Genomic DNA, 22,888 nt, shown 5'->3' with positions numbered 1-22,888 from the left:
CTCCCCCATCGCGAACACGCCGATCTCGTCGGTGCCGCCAAAGCGGTTCTTCACCGCGCGCAGGATGCGATATTGGTGGCTGCGCTCGCCCTCGAACGCCAGCACCGTGTCGACCATATGTTCGAGCACGCGCGGCCCCGCGATCGTCCCGTCCTTGGTCACATGCCCGACGAGCACGATCGCCGCATCGCTGTCCTTGGCATAACGGATCAGCTCCTGCGCACTCGCGCGTACCTGGCTCACCGTGCCCGGGGCGCTATCGATCAGGTCGCTGTGCATCGTCTGGATCGAATCGATGACGACAAAATCCGCGGTCTGCCGATCAAGCGTCGCGAGAATGTCGCGCACCGACGTCGCGCTCGCCAGCGCGACCGGCGCATCGCCCAGCCCCAGCCGCTGCGCGCGCAGCCGCACCTGCGCCGCGGCCTCCTCGCCGCTGATATAGACGACCGACTTCCCGGCCTTCGCGAGCTGCCCTGCCGCCTGCAGCAGCAAGGTCGATTTGCCGATCCCCGGATCGCCGCCGATCAACGTCGCCGATCCCGCGACAAAGCCACCGCCCAGCGCGCGGTCGAATTCGGCGATCCCGCACAGCATCCGCTCGGGCATCTTGCTGACCGCATCGAGTGTTTCGAGCGCCAGCGTCCGCCCGCCTTTGCTCAGGTCGTGCTTGGCGGAAAAGACGGTCTCGCCCGCCTCCTCGACCAAGGTGTTCCATTCGCCGCAATCGGCGCATTGCCCCTGCCAGCGATAGGTAGCAGAGCCGCAATTCTGGCAGACATATTGGCGTTTTGCTTTGGCCATGCGGGTTTCGATAGCGGGAACAAATATGGAACGCCAGCCCTTTCCTAATTCGTCACCCCGGACTTGATCCGTGGTCCATGCGGCGCCAGTGGAAATGGATGCCGGATCAAGTCCGGCATGACGAAAGGGGCGTGCGGACGGTTCATATTTCGGAAGCGTTGCTTTAGGGGAGCAGCAACACCGAATCACCTGCCCGCAAGAAAGCCCGCGCCATGAAATTCTTCGCCGACACCGCCGAAATCGCCGACATTCAGGAACTCGCCGCGACCGGCCTGCTCGACGGGGTGACCACCAACCCGTCGCTGATCGCCAAGTCGGGGCGCGATTTCAAGGAAGTGACCCGCGAGATTTGCGCGCTGACCACCGGCCCCGTGTCGGCCGAAGTCGTCGCGCTCGATCATGACACGATGATGAAAGAGGCGGAAATCCTCCGCAAGATCGCGCCCAATGTCTGCATCAAGGTGCCGCTGACGATCGACGGCCTCAAGACCTGCAAGGCGCTGACCAGCGAGGGCACGATGGTCAACGTCACGCTCTGCTTCTCGGCGGCACAGGCGCTGCTCGCCGCCAAGGCGGGCGCCACGTTCGTCTCGCCCTTCGTCGGCCGCCACGACGACAATGGCTTCGACGGCATGCAGCTGATTTCCGACATCCGGCTGATCTACGACAATTATGGTTATGAAACCGAAATCCTCGTCGCGAGCGTCCGCCACGGTATCCATGTGCTCGAAGCCGCCAAGATCGGCGCCGACGTGATGACCGCGCCGCCGTCGGTGATCAAGGGGCTGTTCAAGCATATCCTGACCGAAAAGGGCATCGAGGGCTTCCTCGCCGACTGGGCGAAGACCGGGCAGTCGATCTGAAATGACGATCCTCCCTGTGCCGCAGGCATGGGGAGGTGGCAGCGGCCGTAGCCGCCGACGGAGGGGCTTTGGCGTTGGCGTCGCCGCCCCTCCACCACCGCCTACGGCGGCGGTCCCCCTCCCCATCGCTTCGCGACAGGGAGGATCGATAGCCCTTTCCAGTTGACGTAAACGTCAACCAACCGCGATACTCGCCCGAAAGGGAGAGATTCGCGATGACCGACACCACTATCCTTACCGAACGACACGGCCACATATTGATCGTCACGATCAACCGGCCCGAGGCGCGCAACGCGGTCAACGCCGCGGTCCATGTCGGCATCGGCACCGCGCTCGAAACCGCGGAGAGCGACCCCGAAATCCGCGTCGTCGTCATTACCGGCGCGGGCGACAAGAGCTTCTGCGCGGGCGCTGATCTTGTCGCGCTGTCGCGCGGCGAAAGCCTCTATCCCGACGACCCGGCGCAGCAGGCGTGGGGTTTTGCCGGCATGGTGTCGCACCCGATCTCGAAACCGATCATCGCCGCGGTCAACGGCTTCGCGTTCGGCGGCGGCTGCGAGATCGCGCTGATGAGCGACATCATCATCGCCGCCGACCATGCGCAATTCGGGCTGCCCGAGGTCAAGGTCGGGCTGTTCGCTGCGGCGGGCGGCGCGTTCCGGCTTGCGCAGCAGCTGCCGAGCAAGCTCGCAATGGAATATATGCTGACCGGCGACCCGATCCCCGCTGCGCGCGCCGCCGAGTTCGGGCTCGTCAACCATGTCGTACCGCTCGCCGAGCTGATGCCCACCGCGCTCGCGCTCGCCGAAAAGATTGCCGCCAACGCCCCCCTCTCGGTGCAGGCATCGAAGCGCGTCGCGCTCGGCATCCAGGATGGGCGGATCGCGGCGGACGCACCCTATTGGGAGCACAACACCATCGAACGCAGCGCGTTGATGCGCAGCGAGGACGCGCGCGAAGGCCCACTCGCCTTTGCCCAGAAGCGCAAACCCGAATGGAGGGCGCGCTGACATGATGACCGTCGACGCTCCCCCCGTTTCCGTTCGCATCGAGCGAAGTCGAGATGCCCGTCGGCTTGGCGCTTGCCCTCATGGTGTCTCGACTTCGCTCGACACGAATGGAGAATTTGGATGACTGATCCCGAGCGCATTCCCGTCATCATCGGCGTCGGACAGGTCAACGACCGGCCCGACGATCCCGATGAGGGGCTCGATTCGCTCGGGCTGATGGTCGCCGCGCTGGAACTCGCGGCAAAGGATGCTGGCGTCGCACTCGCCGACATCGACAGTCTCGCGATCGTCGATCAGATCAGCTTCCACCACCTCGGCAAGCTATGCGAACCGCTCGCCGCCGCGATCGGCGCCACGCCCGCGATCAACTATCAATCCTCCGCGCCGCACGGCGACACCCCCGTCCGCCTGCTCAACGAGGCCGCGAACCGAATTGGCGCAGGCGAGGTCAAACTCGCCGCCATCGTCGGCGGCGAGGCGCTGCGCACTGCCGCGGGGCGCGCCGCCAAGGCCGCGAGCGGCGAAGACAAAAGCTATAACGCAATCCGCAAGGTCGCGACGCGCCGCGAGCCGAACTATGCGCAGAAGCACGGGCTCGCCGCGCCGGTCGATGTCTATCCGTTGTACGAAAATGCTACGCGCGCCGCGTGGGGCGAAAGTCTGGCGAAGGCGCAGTTCGAAAGCGCCGAAATCTGGTCGCGCTTCTCCGAGGTCGCGGCGGCGAACGAAGGGGCGTGGATCCGCAAACCCGCCTCGCCCGAGGACATCCTGCGCGTCGACGAGCGCAACCGCCCAATCGCCTTTCCCTATTCGAAGCTGATGGTCGCCAATTCGTCGGTCAATCAGGGCGCCGGCTTCATCGTCGCCAGCCTGGCCGAAGCGCGCCGCCGCGGCTTCGCCGAGGACCGGCTGATCTACGTCGGCATGGGCGCCGCCGCGAAGGAACCCGCGAGCATCCTCCACCGCGACCGGCACGACGGCAGCGTCAGCATGGAAACCTCGATCACCCGCACGCTCGCGTTGAACGGCATGACTGCGGCGGATTTCGATTTCGTCGAGCTTTACAGCTGCTTTCCCTGCGTGCCCAAGATGGCGCGGCGGATCCTCGGCTGGCCGGTCGATCGCCCCGCCACCGTCTTCGGCGGGCTGACCTTCGGCGGCGGCCCGATTGCCAATTATATGAGCCATGCGATTGTCTCGATGGTCGACCGCCTACGCGCCGAGGGCCGCTATGGCTTCCTGTTCGCCAACGGCGGCTTTGCGACCGACAATCATTGCGTCGTGCTGGGCAAGCAGCCGATTGCTGCCGCCAGCTTCCCGCAGGATTTCGACTATCAGGCCGAGGCGGAAGCCAAGCGCGGCCCGGTGCCTGAGCTGGTGGAGGATTATGCCGGACCAGCGACAATCGAGAGCTATACCGTTTTCTACGGCCGCGACGGGGCGCCAAAGGCGGGCGTGGTGGTGGCGCGGACACCCGAGGGGCAGCGCACGCTGGCGCATGTCGATGTGAGCGATGCGGCGATGCTGGCGTTTCTGACCGATGGGAAGCAGGAACCGGTGGGGACTGTGGGGCAGGTCGTGGCGCTCGATGATGGCTTCGGCTGGCGGGCGTAGGCCTCTCCCCTCTCGCTTGCGGGAGGGGGCGGGAGTGGGCAGCGACGTTGCGTTCACCCACCCCGCTGCGAGTAGCGAACAAGTTCGCAACTCTCGCTGCTCCTCCCGCAAGCGGGAAGGGGACTAAATCTCGAACGAAACCCCCTGCGCCAACGGCAACGCGTCCGAATAATTGATCGTATTCGTTGCCCGCCGCATATATTGGCGCCACGAATCCGATCCGCTCTCGCGCCCGCCGCCGGTTTCCTTCTCGCCGCCAAACGCGCCGCCGATCTCGGCGCCGCTGGTCCCGAGGTTGACGTTGGCGATGCCGCAGTCGCTCGCCGCCAAAAACCGCTCGGCTTCGCGCACGTCGGTGGTGAAGATCGCCGACGACAGCCCCGCCGCCACATCATTGTGCACTTCGATCACCGCGTCGAGATTGTAGTAGCGCATGACATACAGGATCGGCGCAAAGGTCTCGTCGCGCACCGGTCCGATCTGCCCCGGCATTTCGACGAGCGCCGGCTTCACATAATAGCTGTCGCCGTCGCCCACGCGGTCGCCACCGAAAACCACCCCGCCCGCGGCGCGCGCCGCGTCGAGCGCGCTTTGCATCGAGTCATAGGCCGCGCGGTCGATGAGTGGCCCGACGAGCACCGCGCTTTCCAGCGGATTGCCGACCGCGACGCTGGCATAGGCCGCCTTCAACCGGGCCACGAAATCGTCGTAAATGCTGTCATGGACGAACAAGCGCCGCGTTGTCGTACAGCGCTGCCCCGCGGTCCCCATCGCACCAAACGCCACGCCGCGCAGCGCGAGGTCGAGGTCGGCCGACGGCGCAACGATCGCGCCATTATTGCCGCCGAGCTCGAGGATCGCACGCGCGAAACGCGCCGCGAGCCGCGGCGCCACGCTGCGCCCCATCCGCGTCGACCCGGTCGCGGAGACGAGCGCGACGCGCCGGTCGTCGACCAGCGCCTCCCCCGCTTCGGGCCCGCCGATCAGCAGTTGCGCCAGACCGTGCGGCGCATCGCCGAAGCGCGCCGCCGCGCGGTCAAAGATCGCCTGCACCGCCAGCGCGGTCAGCGGCGTCTTTTCCGACGGCTTCCACACCACGCTGTTGCCGCACACCAAAGCGAGGGCCGCATTCCACGCCCACACCGCGACCGGGAAATTGAACGCCGAAATCACCCCGACGACACCCAGCGGATGCCAGACCTCCATCATCCGGTGCCCCGGCCGCTCGGTTGCGATCGTCAGGCCATAAAGCTGACGCGACAGCCCGACTGCAAAGTCGCAGATGTCGATCATCTCCTGCACCTCACCCGCGCTCTCGGACGGGATCTTCCCCGCCTCGATCGTCACCAGCCGCGCGAGATCGTCCTTCGCCGCGCGCAGCTCGTCGCCGAGCAACCGGACCAGTTCGCCGCGGCGCGGCGCGGGAACACGGCGCCAGGCACGAAAGGCGGCGGTGGCGGTGTCGAGCACGGCCGCGGTGTGCGCCGCGTCGGCGACCTGCACCATGCCGATCCGCTCGCCCGTCAGCGGCGTTACCGATGCCATCGACCCGCCGGTCCATGCGTCACGATCGACGCCGAGTCCGTCGAGCAGCCGCGCGACATCATGGCCCAATTGCGTCATCCTATGTCCCTCCCCTGCATGCGCGCGCCCTTGCAGTTTATGTCTCGCGGGTTATCGCAGCCAGCAAGCGAGTCAAATCGAAAGCGGGAGAAGCAGACGTGTCCGACCTACCCCCCTCCGAACCGCTGGTCCCGGTCCCCGCCGACGCCGCCGCGAACACGCATTGCACCGCCGCCGATTATGACCGGCTCTACCGGCAGAGCATCGACGACCCAGACGCCTTTTGGGCCGAACAGGCGAAGCGGATCGACTGGATCAAGGCGCCGACGAAGATCGCGAACTGGTCCTATGATCCCGTCGAAATTAAATGGTTCGAGGACGGCGTCCTGAACCTCTGCCACAACGCCGTCGATCGCCATGTCGCGGCAGGGCAAGGCGACCGCCCTGCGATCATCTTCGAGCCCGACGCGCCCGACGGCGAGACGCGGACGATCAGCTACGCCGCGCTGCTCGCCGACATCATCCGCATGGCGAACACCCTGAAGAAACTCGGCGTCCAAAAGGGCGACCGCGTCACCATCTATATGCCGATGATTCCCGAGGGCGCGGTGGCGATGCTCGCCTGCGCGCGCATCGGCGCGGTGCACAGCGTCGTCTTCGGCGGCTTCTCGCCCGAGGCGATCCACGGACGGATCGAGGATTGCGCGAGCGACTGGGTGATCTGCGCCGACGAGGGACTGCGCGGCGGCAAGGTGGTGCCGCTGAAGGCCAATGTCGACAAGGCGCTCGAGCGCGTCGACGTGAAGGCGGTGCTCGTCATCGCGCACACCGGCGGCGATGTCAGCATGACGGAAGGGCGCGACCACTGGTATGACGCGCTGTCGGCTGACGTCGGTGCCGAATGCCCCTGCGAACCGATGAACGCCGAGGATCCGCTGTTCATCCTCTACACCTCGGGATCGACCGGCAAGCCCAAGGGCGTGCTCCATACCGTCGGTGGCTACAGCGTGTGGACCGCGACGACCTTTCATTACGGCTTCGATTATCGTCCCGGCGAAATCTTCTGGTGCACCGCCGACATCGGCTGGGTCACCGGACACTCCTATGTCGTCTATGGCCCGCTCCAGAATGGCGCGACGACTTTGATGTTCGAGGGGGTGCCCAATTACCCCGACCACGACCGCTTCTGGCAGGTGGTGGACAAGCATCGGGTCAACATCCTCTACACCGCCCCGACCGCGATCCGCGCGCTCATGCGCGAGGGTGACGAGTATGTGACGCGTCACGACCTGTCGTCGATCCGCCTGCTCGGCAGCGTCGGCGAGCCGATCAACCCCGAGGCGTGGCGCTGGTATCACGAGACCGTCGGCAAGGGCCGCATCCCGGTGATCGACACCTGGTGGCAGACCGAAACCGGCGGCATCATGATCACCACCCTGCCCGGCGCGCATGCCATGCAACCGGGCAGCGCGGGCAAGCCGTTCTTCGGCATCCGCCCCGAACTCGTCGATGCCGAGGGCAACAAGCTCGTCTGCGAGGAAACCGGCGGCGCGGCCGAGGGCAACCTCTGCATCACGCACAGCTGGCCGGGGCAGGCACGGACGATATACGGCGACCATAACCGCTTCGCCGAAACCTATTTCTCGACCTACAAGGGCAAATATTTCACCGGCGACGGCTGCCGCCGCGACGCCGACGGCTATTGGCGCATCACCGGGCGCGTCGACGACGTCATCAACGTCTCGGGCCACCGCATGGGCACCGCCGAGGTCGAAAGCGCGCTCGTGCTGCATGAGGATGTCGCCGAGGCCGCCGTCGTCGGCTTCCCGCACGACATCAAGGGCCAGGGCATCTATGCCTACGTCACGCTGAACGCAGGGGTCGAGCCGACTGAAGAAGTCGCAGCGGCGCTGAAGCAGCAGGTCCGCAAGGAAATCGGCCCGATCGCGACCCCCGACCATATCCACCTGACCCCCGGGCTGCCCAAGACGCGCTCGGGCAAGATCATGCGGCGGATATTGCGCAAGATCGCCGAGAATGACTTCGGATCGCTGGGCGACACGTCGACGCTCGCCGACCCGAGCTTGGTCGACGGGCTGATCGAGGGGCGGAAGAACCGGTAGAACCGGCCTTGGAAAAATGGAACCGCAGCCCTGAGCCTGTCGAAGGGCGCCTCACCGAGAAGCGCCCTTCGACAGGCTCAGGGCTACGGTGATGGTCGCTATTCCGACAGCGCCTCGCACAGCCGGTCGGTCGCCAGCGCGATGCGCGATTCCGCGGTGTTGCGATTGGCCGCGCTATTCTGCACGCCCTGCGTTTCGGTGTTGAACGCGAGCAGGCTGCCGACGCGCTGGTCGGGGCAGAGGCTGAGGTAAGCGCGAAAGCCGTTCTGGTCGCCATTGTGGCGGATAAAACGGACCGTCGCGCTGCGGTCGATGAAAAATGACAAGCCAGCCTGCGTCGTCGTTGCCATGCGGCCTTGGGTGAAATCCTCGCCCGCCGAAATCTGCGGCACCCACATTTCTTCCAGCGATGACCGTTTCAGCACCAGATCATAGTCGGATTGCCGCGCCGGATCGCCGAGCAGGAATGCCGCATATTTGGCCATGTCAGGCATCGGCGCGTTGAGCCCGCCGTTCGACACGGTGACGCCAGTGTCAACGTCGAACGGTGCGGCGACGCGCTTGCCGCTCCGGATATAATAGCTGTGCGACCGATGCGGCAGCAGGTGCGGCGGGGTGCGATCGAAAGTGCTGGCGTGCATGCCCAGCGGCTTCAGGATATTCTTATCGATATAGACCTCATAATCCTCGCCCGACAGGCGCTCGATCACCTGTCCCAGATAGACGATGCCGGGGTTCGAATAGCCGAAGCGGCTGCCCGGTTTGAACTCGACCCGCGTGTAGGGCAGCATCGCGACCAGCTGGTCCCACCCCTGTGGCTCGAACGGCTGCCAGTCATGGTCGCGCCAGGGCCAGGTGCCGCTGCGAAACCCCGCACTGTGGCTCATCAACTGGCGCAGCGTGATCGCGCCGGTGTCGCCAAAGGGATTATGCACCGCCGCCAGCTCGGGAACATATTTGACGATCGGGTCGTCGAGCGACAGCAGCCCGCGATCGCGTAGCTGCATGATCGCGATGCCGGTCATCGTCTTGGTCACCGACGCCCAATGATAGATGGTTCGCGCATTGACCGGAACCTTCGCATCGGCATCCTGCTCGCCCAGATGGTCGGCGGCGACGGTCTGCCCGCCCCGCACAACATAAAAGCTGCTGCCCGCGATGTTCGATTTGCGTGTTTCGGCGCGATGCAGTTCGCGAAATTCGCTGAGCGCCTTGGCGAAACGCGCCTCGTTGGCGGCGGCGGGCGTGGCTGTCAGAACAAGCGCAGCGGCGATCCAGCGCATCACGGCAATCTCTCCCGATCCGGTGCTGGCGGACGGTGGCCGAAGCCGGTCAGAAATGAAAGTCCGGCAATTCCGCCAGCGCGATGCCCAGCGCTTCGGCCCAGCCGTTGGCGACGCTATCAAAATAGGGATCGCCGCGCTCGAACCGCCGCTCGCGCACGGTCGTATAGTCATCGCGCTCGTGAATCTTGAGGTCGATCGGCAGGTCGACCCCGGCATTGGCGCGGATCGTCGAATCGAACGACACGCAGAGCAGTTTCACCGCATCCTCGAAGGACATTGCGGGGTCATAAGATCGCACGATGATCGGGCGGCCATATTTGGTTTCACCGATCTGGAAGAAGGGATTATCCTCGCCCGCCTCGATAAAATTTCCCTCGGGATAGATCAGGAACAGGCGTGGTTCGGCGCCCTTGATCTGCCCGCCGACGATCAGCGAGGCGCGAAAGGCGGCCGCCGCGGCCGGCCCCTCGCTGTTGTAGCGCATCACGATCTGGCGCAGCGTTTCGCCGATGATCGTCGCGATCTGGAACATCGACGGCGCCGCCAGAATCGACGGGTGGCGGTCTTCGGGCGCCTTGGTGCGTTCGTCGAGCAGGCTGACCACCGCCTGCGTCGTGGCGAGGTTGCCCGCCGACATCAACGTGATGACGCGCTCGCCGGGGACGTGCCAGCTGCGCATCTTGCGCACCTGCGCAATATCGTCGACGCCCGCATTGGTGCGGGTGTCCGACATGAACACCAGCCCCTTGTTGAGCCGCATTCCAACGCAATAAGTCATCGAATCCCGTATCCCCGCCCCGGATCGTCCTGTGTCCCCGCAGTCCGCTTATTGCTGGACCTGCAATTGAACAACCAGATTTTCCTGCGCCGCACCATAACGAATGCCGCGAACCGGGGCCGCATCGCGGTAATCGAGCCCCGTTGCGACGCGGATATAACGCTGGTCGGGCGAATGGCCGTTGCTGACGTCGAATCCGATCCACCCGATGTGGTCGAAATGCGCCTCTGCCCACGCGTGCGTTGCGTCCTGCTGTGTCCGGTCGTTCATCATCAGATAGCCCGACACATAGCGCGCCGGGTGGCCGAGATGGCGCATCGCGGCGATGAAGATATGGGCATGGTCCTGACACACCCCGCTTTCTCCGGCGAGTGCCTGTTCGGCGGTCGTTTCGGCATTGGTGATCCCGATCCGGTACGCTAGCCGGTCGATGATCAGCGCCGACAGCGCGTGCGCGCGTTCGATGTCGCTGGCATGGTCGCGGCCAAGCTGCGCGACCAGCCCGCGCACTCCCCGCCCGGCGCGGGTCAGCGGCGTCGGGCGCAGAAAGGTCCATAAGGGCATGGCGCCGCGGTGCGGGCCAATCACCCCGTCCCAGCTTTGCAGTTCGACCTCGCCATGACAGCGGATCATCAGCTCGCTGGCGCCGCCCTCGACCGCGATCAGGTCGACACCATTGCCGTGATGGTCGGTGTAATGAAGCTGCTGCGTACCGCCGTCGATATCGATCGCCCAATTGACGACATGCTGCTGCCCCGGGCGATCCTTGGGCGTCAGTTTCAGCTGCTGCAGCGCGTAACGCACCGGGGCGTCATAATGATAGCGGGTGATATGTTCGACGAACAAACGCATGACCGGCCGCCCTATTCCACAAACCGATAGTCGCGCTCGACCTGCCGCGCGAGCGCCGCGGTGTCGCGCAGAAAGCCGGTGACATATTGGTGCAGGCCGCCGTCAAAGATCGACTGGATCGGGGCGTTCAGCTTGTCGTGAACCAGCGCATGCGCCATCCGCCACGCCTCCGTTTCGTCGCCATAGTGGCGTTGCAATTCGTTCAGATGATTTTCCATGCGCTCACTGCAAAAGGTCAGGCTGCGCGGCATCTGGCGATAGAGGATCAGGAATTCCGCAATCTTCAGCGCGCTGATCTCCGCCCCGTACAGCCAGCGATAGGCGCGGTGCGCCGACACCGACCGCAGGATCGTCTCCCACTGCACATTGTCGATCGACGTACCGATGTGCGCGACCGACGGCAGCAGCAGATAATATTTGACGTCGAGGATGCGGGCGGTGTTGTCGGCGCGCTCCAGAAAGGTGCCGAGCTGCGCGAAATGATAGCCGTCGTTGCGCAGCATTGTGCCATTCAGGGCGCCGCGCACCTGCGCGCTTTGCTGGCGGATCGTCGTCAGCACATCGGGCAGGTCGTCCTCGCGCACCTGCCGCTTGAGCAGCGCGACGAGGGTCATCCAGCTGGTGTTGACCGCCTCCCAGGTTTCGCGGGTCAGCGCGGTGCGCGCGGTGCGCGCATTGTCGCGCGCCTGACGGATCACCGACAATATGCTCGAGGGGTTGGCCGGGTCGCGCAGCAGGAAATCGATCACCCGCGCCGAGCTGTAATCGCCGTGCGCCGCCTGAAACGCCTGATTGACCCCGGCGGTCACCAGCACCGACTTCCACTCGGCGGCCGCGGTTTGCGACCGAGTGAGCGCAATGCGAAACCCCGCGTCGATCAGGCGCGCGTTATTCTCGCTGCGCTCGAGGTAGCGTGCCATCCAGAAGAGGCTGCCTGCGGTCTTGCCTAGCATGGGCGCATCCCCATTCCCTCCCGCACGCGGGAGGGGCAGTGAGACTTGCGAACCTGTTCGCTAGTCGCAACGGGGTGTGCATTCGCGCGGCGGGGTCGGCCCACCCCGCTGCGGCTAGGCAGCAAGCTGCCAAGCCTCGCTGCCCCTCCCGCTTGCGGGAGGGGATGATTGGGGGATGACGACACGCTCACCATCAATCCTCCAACACCCACGTATCCTTGGTCCCACCGCCCTGGCTCGAATTCACCACCAGCGATCCCCGGGTCATCGCGACCCGCGTCAGCCCGCCCGGCGTAATCGTGATCCCCTGCGGTGACATCAGCACGAACGGACGCAGATCGACATGGCGCGGCGCCAGCCCTTTCTTGGTAAAGATCGGCACCGTCGACAGCGACAGCGTCGGCTGCGCGATATAATTGCCCGGGTTCGCCTCCAGCTTGGCGCGGAACGCCGCCAGTTCCTTCTTGCTCGCCGCCGGACCGACGAGCATCCCGTAACCGCCCGATCCATGGACTTCCTTGACCACCAGTTCGGGCAGGCGATCGAGCACTTCGCGCAGATGCTCGGGCTCCGAGCAGCGCCAGGTCGGCACATTGGGGAGCAGCGCCTTTTCGCCGGTATAAAATTCGATGATGTCGGGCATATAGCTGTACAGCGCCTTGTCGTCGGCGATGCCCGTTCCCGGCGCGTTGGCGATGGTAATGCCCCCGGCGCGATACACGTCCCAGATCCCCGGCACCCCCAGCATCGAGTCGGGGCGGAAATTCAGCGGGTCGAGGAAGTCGTCATCGACGCGCCGATAGAGCACGTCGATCGCCTTATACCCCTGCGTAGTGCGCATCGCGACACGGCCGTCGACCACCCGCAGATCATGCCCCTCGACCAGTTCGGCGCCCATATGATCGGCCAGGAAACTATGTTCATAATAGGCGCTGTTGTGGATACCCGGGGTCAGCACCGCGACCGTCGGCGTCCCGCCGCATGCCGGCGGCGCACAAGCGGCAAGTGATTTCAAGAGGTTGATCGGATAATCGCTGACCTCGCGCACCGGCACTTTCGCGAACAGCTCGGGAAACATCTGGAGCATCGTTTCGCGGTTTTCGAGCATGTACGACACCCCCGACGGGGTGCGCGCATTGTCCTCCAGCACGTAAAACTCGTTGGCGCCGGTGCGGACGATGTCGGTGCCGCTGATATGCGTATAGATGCCGCCCGGCGGGTCGAGCCCCATCATCATCGGCAGAAAGGCGTCGTTGTCGGCGATCAGCTTGGTCGGCACCCGGCCGGCGCGCAAAATCTCCTGCCGGTGATAGATGTCGTAGAGGAATGCGTTGAGCGCGCGCACGCGCTGTTCGATGCCGCGCGACAGGCGGCGCCATTCGCTGGCCGAGATGATCCGTGGCACGACGTCAAAGGGGATCAGGCGCTCGTCGCCGTCGACGGCGCCATAGACGTTGAAAGTGATGCCGGTGGTACGGAAAAGCGCCTCGGCCTGCACCGCCTTGTGCTGGATGCGCGCCACATCCTCGGCTTCGAACCAGTCGCAATATTCGCGATAGGGCGACCGGGTCTCGCCGCCATGGCTGTTCATTTCGTCAAAAAAGGAAATGCGCCTGCCCTTTCCACGCAACGTGCCAACCCATGCCGCGCGCCCAATGTCCTGGGCTTGCACGGCGCATCCTGTTCCAGCTGCTGCGCTGCTTGCCGGCTACGTGGCCACCAAGCTTATGGCAACGATGCTAGCACCGCTACGCGCGAAGGCAAGCGCACAAAAAAGCGTTAGAAACCAAATAACAGGCGGATGGCGACAAAGCCGACAAGCACGGCGGTGAGCCGCCGGATCAGCGCCGCGGGCCCACTCTTGACGGCAAGCTGCGTCCCGATCGCGCCGCCGATCAGCACCGCGACCAGCAGCGGCCAATGGCTGGCAACCGCGCCGACCATCGCACCGCCCTGGCCCTTGATCAGCTGGCCGGTCAACCCGAACAGGCTGTTGACGAGGATGAACAGGCTCGCGGTCGCAGCGACGGACCGTTCCTCGGCCCAGCGGATGAGGTGCAGGATCGGCGCGAGGAATATCCCCCCGCCAATGCCGACCACGCCCGCAAGATAGCCCAGCGCCGCCGCGATCGGCAGCAACAGCTTGGGCGACAGTTTGACGGGCTGGGCCGTCCGCGGCTGGAACAGCAGCGCGATCGCCGAGGCGAGCAGCGACAATCCTAGCAGCATGACGAGCACGCCCTGTTTCACCGGGGTCAGTCCGCCAAGGAACGCAAGCGGCGCCGCGACCGCGATCAGCGGCAGCGCCTTCGCCCACGGCATCACCCCGGCGCGCGCGAACCGGATCGTCCCGCCGCTGACGACGATGACGTTGCACGCGAGACTGATTGCCGGAACCAGCCCCACCGCCACGCCTCCAAGGATCAGCAGCGCGGTATAGGTCGACCCGCCACCGAACCCGACCGCGGCGTAGAGCAGCGCCGTGAAACCGAAAGCTATTGCCAGTCCGCCCATGAAAACCCCTTGCCTGATGCGCCAAGCCATATACAGCAGGATATAGATTGACCAGAGGGACGGAATGATCACGATGTCTTTGCAAACCGCTTTGCTGGCGCTGCAAATCGTCGCCGCGAAACCCCCCGCGCCCGAACCCGTCACTGCGGCTTGCACCGCCCCGGCGGACCTGCGCGCTACACCGTTCGCGGCATGGTCCTTGCCCGACGGGAACCACGCGGTGATCCCCGAAGTCGGCCGCCCGACGGTGCTAGCGCTCGAAAATGGCGGCACATCGCGGCAGATCGCAATTACGGAGGCGGGTCGCTATGGGATCGCCGCCGATGAAAAAGTCTGGATCGATGTCATTACGAACGCCGCACCCGTGTCATCGATCGGGCACGGCCATGGCCCCGCCTGTTCGGGCATTCGCAAGATCGTCTGGTTCAATCTGCCGGTCGGGACTTACGAACTGGCGTTGTCCAAAGCCGAGGTCGCGCGCGTCCGGCTATTGATCGTCCGAGCTCCCTGATCGCAGGGCAGCAATGATCGGTCCAGCGGCCCGGGTCGCCGCCGCCTGCGCCGCAGCGTCGCTGGCCCGGTAGGCAGCAAGCATCGCGTGGGCTGAATCGCTCAGCTGCGCACCGGCCCCCGGCCTGGCCTCGACCAGCGGGGCGGCAAAACAGCTGTTCATCTCCTCGACGAGCAGCCACGCACGGCGATAGCTCATGCCCAGTTGGCGCGCCGCTGCCGAGATCGAACCGGTCGCGTCGATCGCGTCGAGCAAGTCGGCCTTGCCAGGCCCCATCGCAATGGCATCGCCGAGCCGGATCCGCAGCCGCAGCTCGGTCCGCCCGACGTCCGCCATCAGATCGCGCCGTGGCAATGCTTGTATTTGCGCCCCGAACCGCACGGACATGGCGCGTTGCGGCTGATCTCCAGCGCTGCATAGGGATTTTCGCCCTCCGGCATGTCGGGCCGCGGAATCTGCATCGGGGGCAGCGTGTTGGCGATCACGCCCAGCCCGCCGCTATCGATGTCCGCGCTATTGTCCTCTCCCGTGAACGGATCGATATGCGTCGTCAGGAAATCGGGCAGATCGGGAAGCGCCATCGGCTCGGGTTCTTCGAAACGCAGATCGATGCGCGCCACGGTGCGCGTCACATCCTCGCGGATGTTCGACAGCATCCGCTCGAACAGTGCGAACGCCTCCTGCTTATATTCGTTGATCGGCTGTTTCTGGGCATAGGCGCGCAGGAAAATCGCCTGACGCAGCGCGTCGAGCGTCGCCAGATGGTCTTTCCACTGATGGTCGAGCGTCTGGAGCAGCACCGATTTCTCGATCCCGTTCCAGGTGTCCGGATCGACCTGCGCGGCCTTTTCCGCCGCGACCGCGTCGGCCATCGCCTGGATGCGCTGTTCGAAAATCTCGGGATCGACGGCGTCTTCCTGCATCCACTCGTCGATCGGCGGGTGGAGATCGAGAATATTGGCGACGCGCTCCTTCATCGTCTCGATGTCCCATTGCTCGGGATAACTGCCCGGCGGGCAGGCGTCGGCGACGATCGCGTTCACCGTTTCGGCGCGCATCGCCGCCATCACATCATCGACGGTTTCGCTGTCGATGATGTCGCCGCGCTGTTCATAAATCACCTTGCGCTGGTCGTTCATGACGTTGTCATATTCGACGACCTGCTTGCGGATGTCGTAGTTGCGCGCCTCGACCTTTTTCTGCGCGGTCTCGATCGCTTTCGACAGCCATTTAGACCCGATCGCCTCGCCATCCTCCAAATTCTTGTTCATCATCTTCGAAAACAGCGTGTCGGGACCAAAAATGCGCAGCAGATCGTCGTCGAGGCAAAGATAGAATTTCGACAGGCCGGGATCGCCCTGACGCCCCGAACGACCGCGCAGCTGGTTGTCGATGCGGCGGCTCTCGTGGCGTTCGGTGGCAAGGACGAACAGCCCGCCCGCCGCCTTCACCGCTTCGCGCTCGGCGGCGACCTCGGCCTTGATCCGCTCGACTGCGGCGTCGCGCTCGGGACCGGCGGGCATGTCCTTGAGCTCGTCCTCGATGCGGAATTCCTCGTTGCCGCCGAGTTTGATGTCGGTGCCGCGGCCTGCCATGTTGGTGGCGATGGTCACCGCACCGGTGCGGCCCGCCTGCGCAACGATATGCGCCTCGCTTTCATGGAAACGCGCGTTGAGGACGCTGTGCGCGACATTCTCTTTTTCGAGGAAGGACGACAGCAGTTCGGACTTTTCGATCGACACGGTGCCGACCAGCACCGGCTGGCCGCGCTCCTGCGCCTCGCGGATCGTCTTGGCGATCGCGCCGAACTTGTCGGTGATATTCTTGTAAAACTCATCCTCGTCGTCGATCCGCGCGATCGGGCGGTTGGTCGGGATGGTGACGACATTCATCTTGTAGATGTCGAAAAATTCGGGTGCCTCGGTCGCGGCCGTCCCGGTCATGCCCGAAAGCTTGGGATACATGCGGAAATAATTCTGGAAGGTGATCGACGCGAGGGTCTGGTTCTCCGGCTCGATCTGTACGCCTTCCTTGGCCTCGACCGCCTGGTGCAGGCCGTCGGACCAGCGGCGGCCGTCCATCATGCGCCCGGTAAACTCGTCGATGATGACGACCTTGCCGTCCTTGACGATATAGTCGGTGTCGATGCGGAACATCTGAATCGCCTTCAGCGCCTGATTGACGTGGTGGACGACCTGGGTGTTCTCGATGTCATAAAGGTTGCTGCCCTGGAGCAGGCCCGCGGCTTCGAGCAGCCGCTCGACATGTTCGGTGCCGTCTTCGGTCAGGCTGATCGATTTGGACTTTTCGTCCTTCTCATAATCCTTGTCGGTCAGCTGCAGGACGATCTCGTTGACCCGGACATACAGCTCTGACTTGTCGTCGGTCGGGCCGGAGATGATCAGCGGTGTCCGCGCTTCGTCGATCAGGATCGAATCGACCTCGTCGACGATGCCGAAATTGAACGGTCGGTGGACCATCTGCTGGCGGTCGAACTTCATATTGTCGCGCAGGTAATCGAACCCCAGCTCGTTGTTCGTCGCATAGGTGATGTCGCTGTTATAGGCGTCGCGGCGCTGCATTTCGTTGAGGTTGGGGACAATGATCCCAGTCGTCAGGCCCAGGAAACCATAAACGGTCCCCATCCATTCGGCGTCGCGCCGGGCGAGATAGTCGTTGACGGTCACGACGTGGACGCCCTTGCCTTCCAAGGCGTTGAGGTAACAGGGCAGCGTCGCCATCAGCGTCTTGCCCTCGCCGGTGGCCATTTCGGCGATTTCACCGCGGTGGAGGACGACGCCGCCGATCATCTGGACGTCGAAATGGCGCATTCCCAAAGTGCGCACCGCTGCCTCACGCACCGTCGCAAAGGCTTCGGGCAGGATATCGTCGAGCGTCTCGCCCGCCGCGAGCCGGTCGCGGAACTTCTGCGTCTGCGCCTGCAATCCCGCGTCGTCGAGCGCCCGCATCGCGGGTTCGAATGCGTTGATCTTGTCGACGATCTTGCGGATCGAGCTCACATAACGGTCGTTGGACGAGCCGAACAGGCTCTTGGCGAGGCCAGAAAACATCTAGGATTCCTTGGAATATGAATGAAAGGGCGGCCCAGAGGCCGCAAGAATATGCAAAGCCCCATCGCGGGGCGGCGCCTGCACGAACAGGACGCTAAACCGGCACTCTATTCGAGCGCGCGGTCGCTGCCGGTGAGGAGGCCGGGAAGATGCGGAGGCGGCGCCTTGCGCGGCTTGCGGCCCGTACCGCCGCCGCTCGACCGCCGGGTCGGCGTTGTCGCGGACGGACGACGTTCGCTATCGCTGACCTCGGCCTGGCCCGCGGTTTCGGCGAGCAGGACCAGCGCCCCCATCGCCGCCGGAACGGCAGGCGCGGCAACCGCCCGGTCGGCAGTCGCCAGACCGGTCAGCAATGCCAAAAGGGTCAGCAATAACCGCAAGAATCGCCCCTGTTACGCATCGGAGCGTAACATATTGCGCCCCGTTCCCTGAACATAGGGTGAAAGCTGCGCGGCGTCTAGGGGCAGAACCTTAGTGGGCGGATTATGGCACCGTGGACGGCTTTGCGACGTCGGGCGCCTCGATCTTCGCTTCGATGCGGAGCGTTATGCGCCGCGCGACCGGCTGGCCCTTGGCATCCGTGAAGGGAATATAGTGCTGCGCCCCACCGATCGTGTCGCACGGGTTGATGCCGGGGGCCACAAGCCATGTTTCGCCGATTCTTGAATAAGTACAATTGCTCGCCTTGCCTTCGGCGTCCAACAGTACCGACAGCGAGGATTCCCCCGGTTCGCTCATCGGAAATTTCCGCAGCGCGAGCGACCGCTCGGCGTTGGCGACGGGTGCCTCCGGCCGCGGCAGGAACCAGCGGAACATCGCGGGCACGACCCCCTTGGTCGGCTTTCCATTGCCGTCGAGCGCCGGCGTGAAGGCACCCTGGCTCAACATCAAGGCACAGGCCGCCTTGTCGAGATCGGCCGACAGGCTGCTGTTAATGACACTGCATCCGCTCACCTTGCCCAGCGCATCGACGCTTACAGCCATATGGACATCGCCCTCGTGGCGGGCGGCAAGGGCTGCGGCGGGATAATGGGCTGTCGTGTCGATCAGCAGCATGGCGGGAAGGGGCGACGGACCGCGCGGCCAGCTCTCGCGTGTCTGGTCGACGCTAAATCCCGCATTTGCCAGTTTGTCGATGTAATTGTCCGGGATCGTCCAGCGAATGCGGTTGGAATAGGTACCGCCGACGGGCTGGTTATTTTCGTCGCGGCCCGGCCGAAAGCGCGCGCGCTCCATCACCAGTCGGCAGGTCGTGGTATCAAGATCGGTATGTCCGCTCGACGATGTGACGTCGCACCGCTGCGGCAGTCCGTCCGGCCCGATCGTCAAGCGAAAGCCCGTCGTTCCCTCGCGTTCGTCGCGCATCGCCGTCGCTGGATAATCGGCGTTGGTAGCCCAGGTTCCCGGGTTCCCCGCCGGTGTCATCGGCTCGCCAGCCCTCGCCACGTCAGTTGGCGTCACGGGGTCAGCCGCCGTGGCGAGGAGCAATAACAATGGCAACATGAATTCCCCCTATCCCAACTCTGGGTTAAGCCCCTTCACCTCGATCAGAAAACTCTTCGGTTTCTTGAACAGCTTGCTGTTGCGATTGACCTTGAGCCCGACCGCCTCGGCCAGTTCCATGACGAAATGCACGCAGTTGCGCTTGTTCAGGCTATAACTCGGCTGTTCACGGTCGCGCCATTCGGCGACTTTGGCGATCAGTCGCGCATAGGTTGCATCGTCGACGACGACATCGAACTGGCGATCGCTCTTGGCGATATAGTCGGGCTCCGACGATTCCACCTTGCCCTTGACCGACCCGAACAGGATCGCCGGACTGACGGTTGTCGCGGTAAAGCCGTAATTGGCGTCGATCACCTCGCCCGTCGCATCCAATTTGCCCTTCATGACGATGAAGGCGTGCGGAAAGCGGTCGCCGAAATCATGGCTGTAAAAGCTCACGACCACCTCGGCACGCGCCGGAGCGGTCAGTCCGGCGCAAAACAGCAACAGGAACAGGAGGATCAGGCGGAGGCCGCGGGTCATCGCCGCCCTCTTAGCCAGCCGCCCGCCCGCTTGCCAAGCCGTCATTGTCGCTTGACCGGCACGTCAACTTGGCATCTTGTCGGACTGACAAGAATGTAAGGAGGGGCGGGATGGCTCGAAAGGCGATTTTCATTACCGGTGGCGGTTCGGGCATCGGGCGCGCGGTCGCGCGCCATTTCGCGGCGCAGGGCTGGTTCGTCGGCATCGCCGACGTCAACCGCGCCGGGATCGACGAAACCGCCGCGCTCCTCCCCGACGGCGCATCGTCGCGCCACGTCATGGACGTGCGCGACCGTGATCAGTGGAAGGCGGCGCTGGATGAATTTGCCGCCGCCAGCGGCGGCCGGCTCGACGTCCTGTTCAACAATGCCGGGATCGGTACCGGCGGCCAGTTTGCCGACATGCCGCCCGAGGAGGACGATCGGCTGATCGCGATCAATTTCGGCGGCGTCGTCAACGGCATCTATATGGCGCTCCCGCAACTGCGCGCCACACCGGGATCGGCGATCCTCAACACCGGGTCGGCATCGGGATTCTACGGGGTCGCCGGGCTGGCCGTCTATTCGGCGACCAAATTCGCGGTGCGCGGGCTGACCGAGGCGCTGGAAATCGAATTTGCGAAATATGGCATCAAGGTCCGCTCACTGATGCCAGGCTTCATCGACACCCCCCTGCTCGACCAGGTCAGCGCCGACAGCAACGAACCCGCGCGCGACCGCCTGTCGCAGAGCGGATTCGAGATCGTCCCGGTCGAACGTGTCGCCGAGGCGGCGTGGGCGGCGGTCCACGGCGACAAGGTCCATGTAACCGTCGGCAAGATGGCCAGGCGGCTGGCGCGCCTCGCGCGCTGGTTCCCCGGACTGATCATCCGCCAGTCGAAGAAGATCGATGGGTTGGGGACAGCCGGGCAGTAAGCGGCCTGCCGCCGGAGGTCAGCTTTGGGGTGGATTGCAGACGTTCACCATTTTACGCCGATGGAGGGGAGGCGAAGATATGAGTTCCAGTGCGTGTGTTGCGTATTTTGGCTTGCGTTTCGACGTCTCTGTAGAAGAGATCGATAGCTTGGAGCAGCGACGGGACGCTCGTCAAATCGCAGCAAAAGGCGTCGGTCTCAGCAGCTATTGGGGCAATTTCGGCGGGGAGAGCGAACGTTATGTGCTGCTGATCGGCACAAAGATCGCTATTCTCGGCGTCGAGAATGAGGTTGCAGCGACACTTTCCAATCAGCAACTTTCAAAAGTGATGATTGAGACGGTGGATCGGCTTCGTTCAGCCAATTTCGCTGATGGTGCTGGCCTTCATCTTGAGTGGTTGAGCGACGCCTGACGTCCACTTTCGGTCGATACCCGACATTCCCGCTTTACACGCTATACTATTACTTCGCCGCCCCGCACTGCACCGACCCGGCGCCGACATTGCGCACCGTGCACACGGGCTTGCCCAGCACCACCGTCTTGCCGACCCCCCGCGCCGTCACTCCCGCGGTCTTTACTGCAAGCAGCCGGTTCTCGCCCGCGCCTTCGCCGTCGAAGGTCAGCATGTCGACTGCCAGTGCGCCCGCGTCGAACAGCCCCGCGCCCGACACGGTCATTTGCGCCTGTTTTGCCGTTCCGCCCAGCGTCATCGTGCCGTTGCCGATCATCGCGACCGAAAGCCGGTCGGTGGCGATCGCGCCGACCGAAACCGTCCCGGGCCCGCGCAGCGCGATCGACACGCGATTGCCCTTCATCCGGTCGATGCTGAGCGATCCCGCGCCGCCCATCGTCGCCGTCCGCAGACCCGCAACATTGATCCGGATCGTCACTGCACCGCGCGGCGCGCGGCGTTTTTCGTCGCCCGCGAACTGGCGTGTCCCGATCACCAGCCGTCCGTCGCGCGCCTCGAGGCTCAGCCGGTCGAGCGCATCCTGCGGCCCGGACGCGACCGCACCGACGGGAGCGCGCGTCGTCACCTCGATCACATAATCGGCGTTGACTTCGATCGCTTCGAAGCTGGTGAGGCCAAAGCGTTTTTCGGCTGCCGCAGCGGGGGCGGTGGCCAAAAGGACGGCGGCCGCCAGTGCGGCGTTTCGAAGCGCAAGGGTCATGGCACCGCCTTACCCCGTCCGGGCAGACGGTGCCAGCACCGCATCATTTGCAGGTCACGGTCCCCGATCCGACTTCGCGCGACGAACATTTTGCGCCACCGCCCAGCGTCACGTCGCCCGATCCCAGGATGCTGACATCGGCCGTGCCCGACGCCTGCGCCTCGACATTACCCGATCCGGTAACCGACACCTCCAGCGTCCGCGCGACAAGGCCGTCAGCGTCGATGTCACCCGATCCGGTGATACCATATTCGCCGGCATCAACGGTGCCGCCGCCGATTTCGATGTCGCCCGATCCCGATACGCTGATGTCGACACGCTTGGCGGTCAGCTTCGCGACCTTGAGGTCGCCCGAACCGGTGACCACCGCCTCGACCGCATCGCCGTCCATGCTGTCGGCATCGATCGACCCCGACCCGGTCAGCCGCGCGCCGGTCAGACGCGGCATGGTGATCGTGATTTCGACGTCATTGTCCTCGCGGCTCGAAAAGCTGAAGCCTTCGCGCTTGCGTCCGATCAAAAGCGTCGGGCCGTCGACCTCGATCTCGAGCCGGTCGAGCACCGCCTGCGGCCCCTTGGCGCTGATCGAAAAGGCATCGCCGCGGCGAATGGTCACGTCGTCGGGACCGGCGACCTTGACCTCGGTAAATCCGGACAGCGCATAGGTTTGGGTGGTGGTCGGGCCTGCATCGGCGGGCTGCGCCGCGTCGCCCTTGCCTGCCGAAGCGCCGTCCTTGCGGTCGGCGCCGCTGCACGCGGTGACGGTCATCGCCAAGGCCAGCGGCAGCGCCGCCATCGTCCAGTTACGCATCGCAAATCTCCTTTGTGTATT

Annotated in this window: 22 protein-coding genes; 7 read left to right on the top strand and 15 right to left on the bottom strand. The window is 64.5% G+C overall.

Annotated elements, in window-relative coordinates:
• On the bottom strand, positions 1-804 hold an 804-nt coding region (locus FFS18_RS14560), incomplete at its 3' end, for an ATPase domain-containing protein (protein ID WP_137871371.1).
• A 212-nt stretch (positions 805-1,016) separates the two neighbouring features.
• On the opposite strand from FFS18_RS14560, the gene fsa reads away from it, so the two are divergent.
• The 3 genes from fsa (at position 1,017) to FFS18_RS14545 (ending at position 4,291) form a co-directional block, all read left to right on the top strand.
• Complete coding sequence (gene fsa / locus FFS18_RS14555; RefSeq protein WP_137871370.1) at positions 1,017-1,667, top strand: fructose-6-phosphate aldolase; 651 nt, start codon at positions 1,017-1,019, stop codon at positions 1,665-1,667.
• A gap of 215 nt (positions 1,668-1,882) precedes the next feature.
• Entirely contained in the window at positions 1,883-2,677 is a 795-nt protein-coding gene (locus FFS18_RS14550) for a crotonase/enoyl-CoA hydratase family protein (RefSeq protein WP_137871369.1), read from the top strand.
• 120 nt (positions 2,678-2,797) lie between these two features.
• The gene (locus FFS18_RS14545) at positions 2,798-4,291 is read left to right on the top strand and encodes an acetyl-CoA acetyltransferase (RefSeq protein ID WP_137871368.1); all 1,494 of its coding nucleotides are present in this window, start codon (positions 2,798-2,800) and stop codon (positions 4,289-4,291) included.
• 123 nt (positions 4,292-4,414) lie between these two features.
• Here the strand turns inward: FFS18_RS14545 and amaB are convergent, their stop codons facing one another.
• A complete protein-coding gene (gene amaB / locus FFS18_RS14540) occupies positions 4,415-5,914 on the bottom strand; it encodes an L-piperidine-6-carboxylate dehydrogenase (protein WP_137871367.1) in 1,500 nt (499 codons plus the stop codon).
• A gap of 98 nt (positions 5,915-6,012) precedes the next feature.
• Here amaB and acs point away from each other — a divergent pair, with 98 nt between their 5' ends.
• Positions 6,013-7,977: an acetate--CoA ligase gene (acs, locus tag FFS18_RS14535; RefSeq protein ID WP_137871366.1), complete on the top strand. Its 1,965-nt coding sequence runs from the start codon at positions 6,013-6,015 to the stop codon at positions 7,975-7,977.
• 98 nt (positions 7,978-8,075) lie between these two features.
• On the opposite strand, the gene FFS18_RS14530 is transcribed toward acs, so the two are convergent.
• The 6 genes from FFS18_RS14530 to FFS18_RS14505 form a co-directional block, all read right to left on the bottom strand.
• The gene (locus tag FFS18_RS14530) at positions 8,076-9,260 is read right to left on the bottom strand and encodes a serine hydrolase domain-containing protein (RefSeq protein ID WP_249340418.1); all 1,185 of its coding nucleotides are present in this window, start codon (positions 9,258-9,260) and stop codon (positions 8,076-8,078) included.
• Positions 9,261-9,309: 49 nt separating this feature from the next.
• Positions 9,310-10,041: a proteasome-type protease gene (locus tag FFS18_RS14525; RefSeq protein ID WP_137871364.1), complete on the bottom strand. Its 732-nt coding sequence runs from the start codon at positions 10,039-10,041 to the stop codon at positions 9,310-9,312.
• Between the two features lie 48 nt (positions 10,042-10,089).
• Positions 10,090-10,893: a transglutaminase family protein gene (locus FFS18_RS14520; protein WP_137871363.1), complete on the bottom strand. Its 804-nt coding sequence runs from the start codon at positions 10,891-10,893 to the stop codon at positions 10,090-10,092.
• Positions 10,894-10,904: 11 nt separating this feature from the next.
• Positions 10,905-11,846 (bottom strand): alpha-E domain-containing protein, encoded by a 942-nt coding sequence (locus FFS18_RS14515; RefSeq protein ID WP_120217100.1) that lies wholly within the window; start codon positions 11,844-11,846, stop codon positions 10,905-10,907.
• A 193-nt stretch (positions 11,847-12,039) separates the two neighbouring features.
• Positions 12,040-13,437 carry a circularly permuted type 2 ATP-grasp protein gene (locus FFS18_RS14510; RefSeq protein WP_171005326.1) on the bottom strand — a complete coding sequence of 466 codons (1,398 nt, stop codon included), beginning with the start codon at positions 13,435-13,437 and terminating at the stop codon, positions 12,040-12,042.
• Positions 13,438-13,625: 188 nt separating this feature from the next.
• Positions 13,626-14,432: a sulfite exporter TauE/SafE family protein gene (locus FFS18_RS14505; RefSeq protein WP_249340416.1), complete on the bottom strand. Its 807-nt coding sequence runs from the start codon at positions 14,430-14,432 to the stop codon at positions 13,626-13,628.
• A 1-nt stretch (position 14,433) separates the two neighbouring features.
• Here FFS18_RS14505 and FFS18_RS14500 point away from each other — a divergent pair, with 1 nt between their 5' ends.
• On the top strand, positions 14,434-14,871 hold the full coding sequence (locus tag FFS18_RS14500) for a hypothetical protein (RefSeq protein WP_137871362.1): 438 nt from the start codon (positions 14,434-14,436) through the stop codon (positions 14,869-14,871).
• Here FFS18_RS14500 and FFS18_RS14495 read toward each other — a convergent pair.
• The 5 genes from FFS18_RS14495 to FFS18_RS14475 all read right to left on the bottom strand — a co-directional run bounded on the left by FFS18_RS14495 (position 14,848) and on the right by FFS18_RS14475 (position 19,970).
• Complete coding sequence (locus FFS18_RS14495; protein ID WP_137871361.1) at positions 14,848-15,207, bottom strand: winged helix-turn-helix domain-containing protein; 360 nt, start codon at positions 15,205-15,207, stop codon at positions 14,848-14,850. The two genes, FFS18_RS14500 and FFS18_RS14495, sit on opposite strands and share 24 nt — an antisense overlap.
• Positions 15,207-17,942 carry a preprotein translocase subunit SecA gene (secA, locus tag FFS18_RS14490; protein ID WP_137871360.1) on the bottom strand — a complete coding sequence of 912 codons (2,736 nt, stop codon included), beginning with the start codon at positions 17,940-17,942 and terminating at the stop codon, positions 15,207-15,209. The genes FFS18_RS14495 and secA overlap by 1 nt, the downstream gene beginning before the upstream one ends.
• A 107-nt stretch (positions 17,943-18,049) precedes the next feature.
• Positions 18,050-18,322, bottom strand: a complete 273-nt coding sequence (locus tag FFS18_RS14485) for a hypothetical protein (protein WP_168454528.1) — start codon at positions 18,320-18,322, stop codon at positions 18,050-18,052.
• A 103-nt stretch (positions 18,323-18,425) separates the two neighbouring features.
• A complete protein-coding gene (locus FFS18_RS17525; RefSeq protein ID WP_249340415.1) occupies positions 18,426-19,388 on the bottom strand; it encodes a TonB family protein in 963 nt (320 codons plus the stop codon).
• 66 nt (positions 19,389-19,454) lie between these two features.
• A complete protein-coding gene (locus FFS18_RS14475) occupies positions 19,455-19,970 on the bottom strand; it encodes a hypothetical protein (protein WP_120217105.1) in 516 nt (171 codons plus the stop codon).
• Positions 19,971-20,080: 110 nt separating this feature from the next.
• On the opposite strand from FFS18_RS14475, the gene FFS18_RS14470 reads away from it, so the two are divergent.
• Together FFS18_RS14470 and FFS18_RS14465 are read left to right on the top strand one after the other, a co-directional pair.
• A complete protein-coding gene (locus FFS18_RS14470; protein ID WP_137871359.1) occupies positions 20,081-20,884 on the top strand; it encodes an SDR family oxidoreductase in 804 nt (267 codons plus the stop codon).
• Positions 20,885-20,963: 79 nt separating this feature from the next.
• Positions 20,964-21,296 carry a hypothetical protein gene (locus FFS18_RS14465; RefSeq protein ID WP_137871358.1) on the top strand — a complete coding sequence of 111 codons (333 nt, stop codon included), beginning with the start codon at positions 20,964-20,966 and terminating at the stop codon, positions 21,294-21,296.
• A gap of 49 nt (positions 21,297-21,345) precedes the next feature.
• On the opposite strand, the gene FFS18_RS14460 is transcribed toward FFS18_RS14465, so the two are convergent.
• Together FFS18_RS14460 and FFS18_RS14455 are read right to left on the bottom strand one after the other, a co-directional pair.
• The gene (locus tag FFS18_RS14460) at positions 21,346-22,056 is read right to left on the bottom strand and encodes a head GIN domain-containing protein (RefSeq protein ID WP_137871357.1); all 711 of its coding nucleotides are present in this window, start codon (positions 22,054-22,056) and stop codon (positions 21,346-21,348) included.
• 43 nt (positions 22,057-22,099) lie between these two features.
• The gene (locus FFS18_RS14455; protein ID WP_137871356.1) at positions 22,100-22,867 is read right to left on the bottom strand and encodes a head GIN domain-containing protein; all 768 of its coding nucleotides are present in this window, start codon (positions 22,865-22,867) and stop codon (positions 22,100-22,102) included.
• Between the last annotated feature and the right edge of the window lie 21 nt (positions 22,868-22,888).

This window comes from Sphingopyxis sp. 2PD (genome assembly GCF_005503695.1).
In the GTDB taxonomy this organism is placed as follows: Bacteria; Pseudomonadota; Alphaproteobacteria; order Sphingomonadales; family Sphingomonadaceae; genus Sphingopyxis.
The sequence above is the reverse complement of the archived record's forward strand: the minus strand, read 5'-3'. Positions and strand labels throughout refer to the sequence as shown.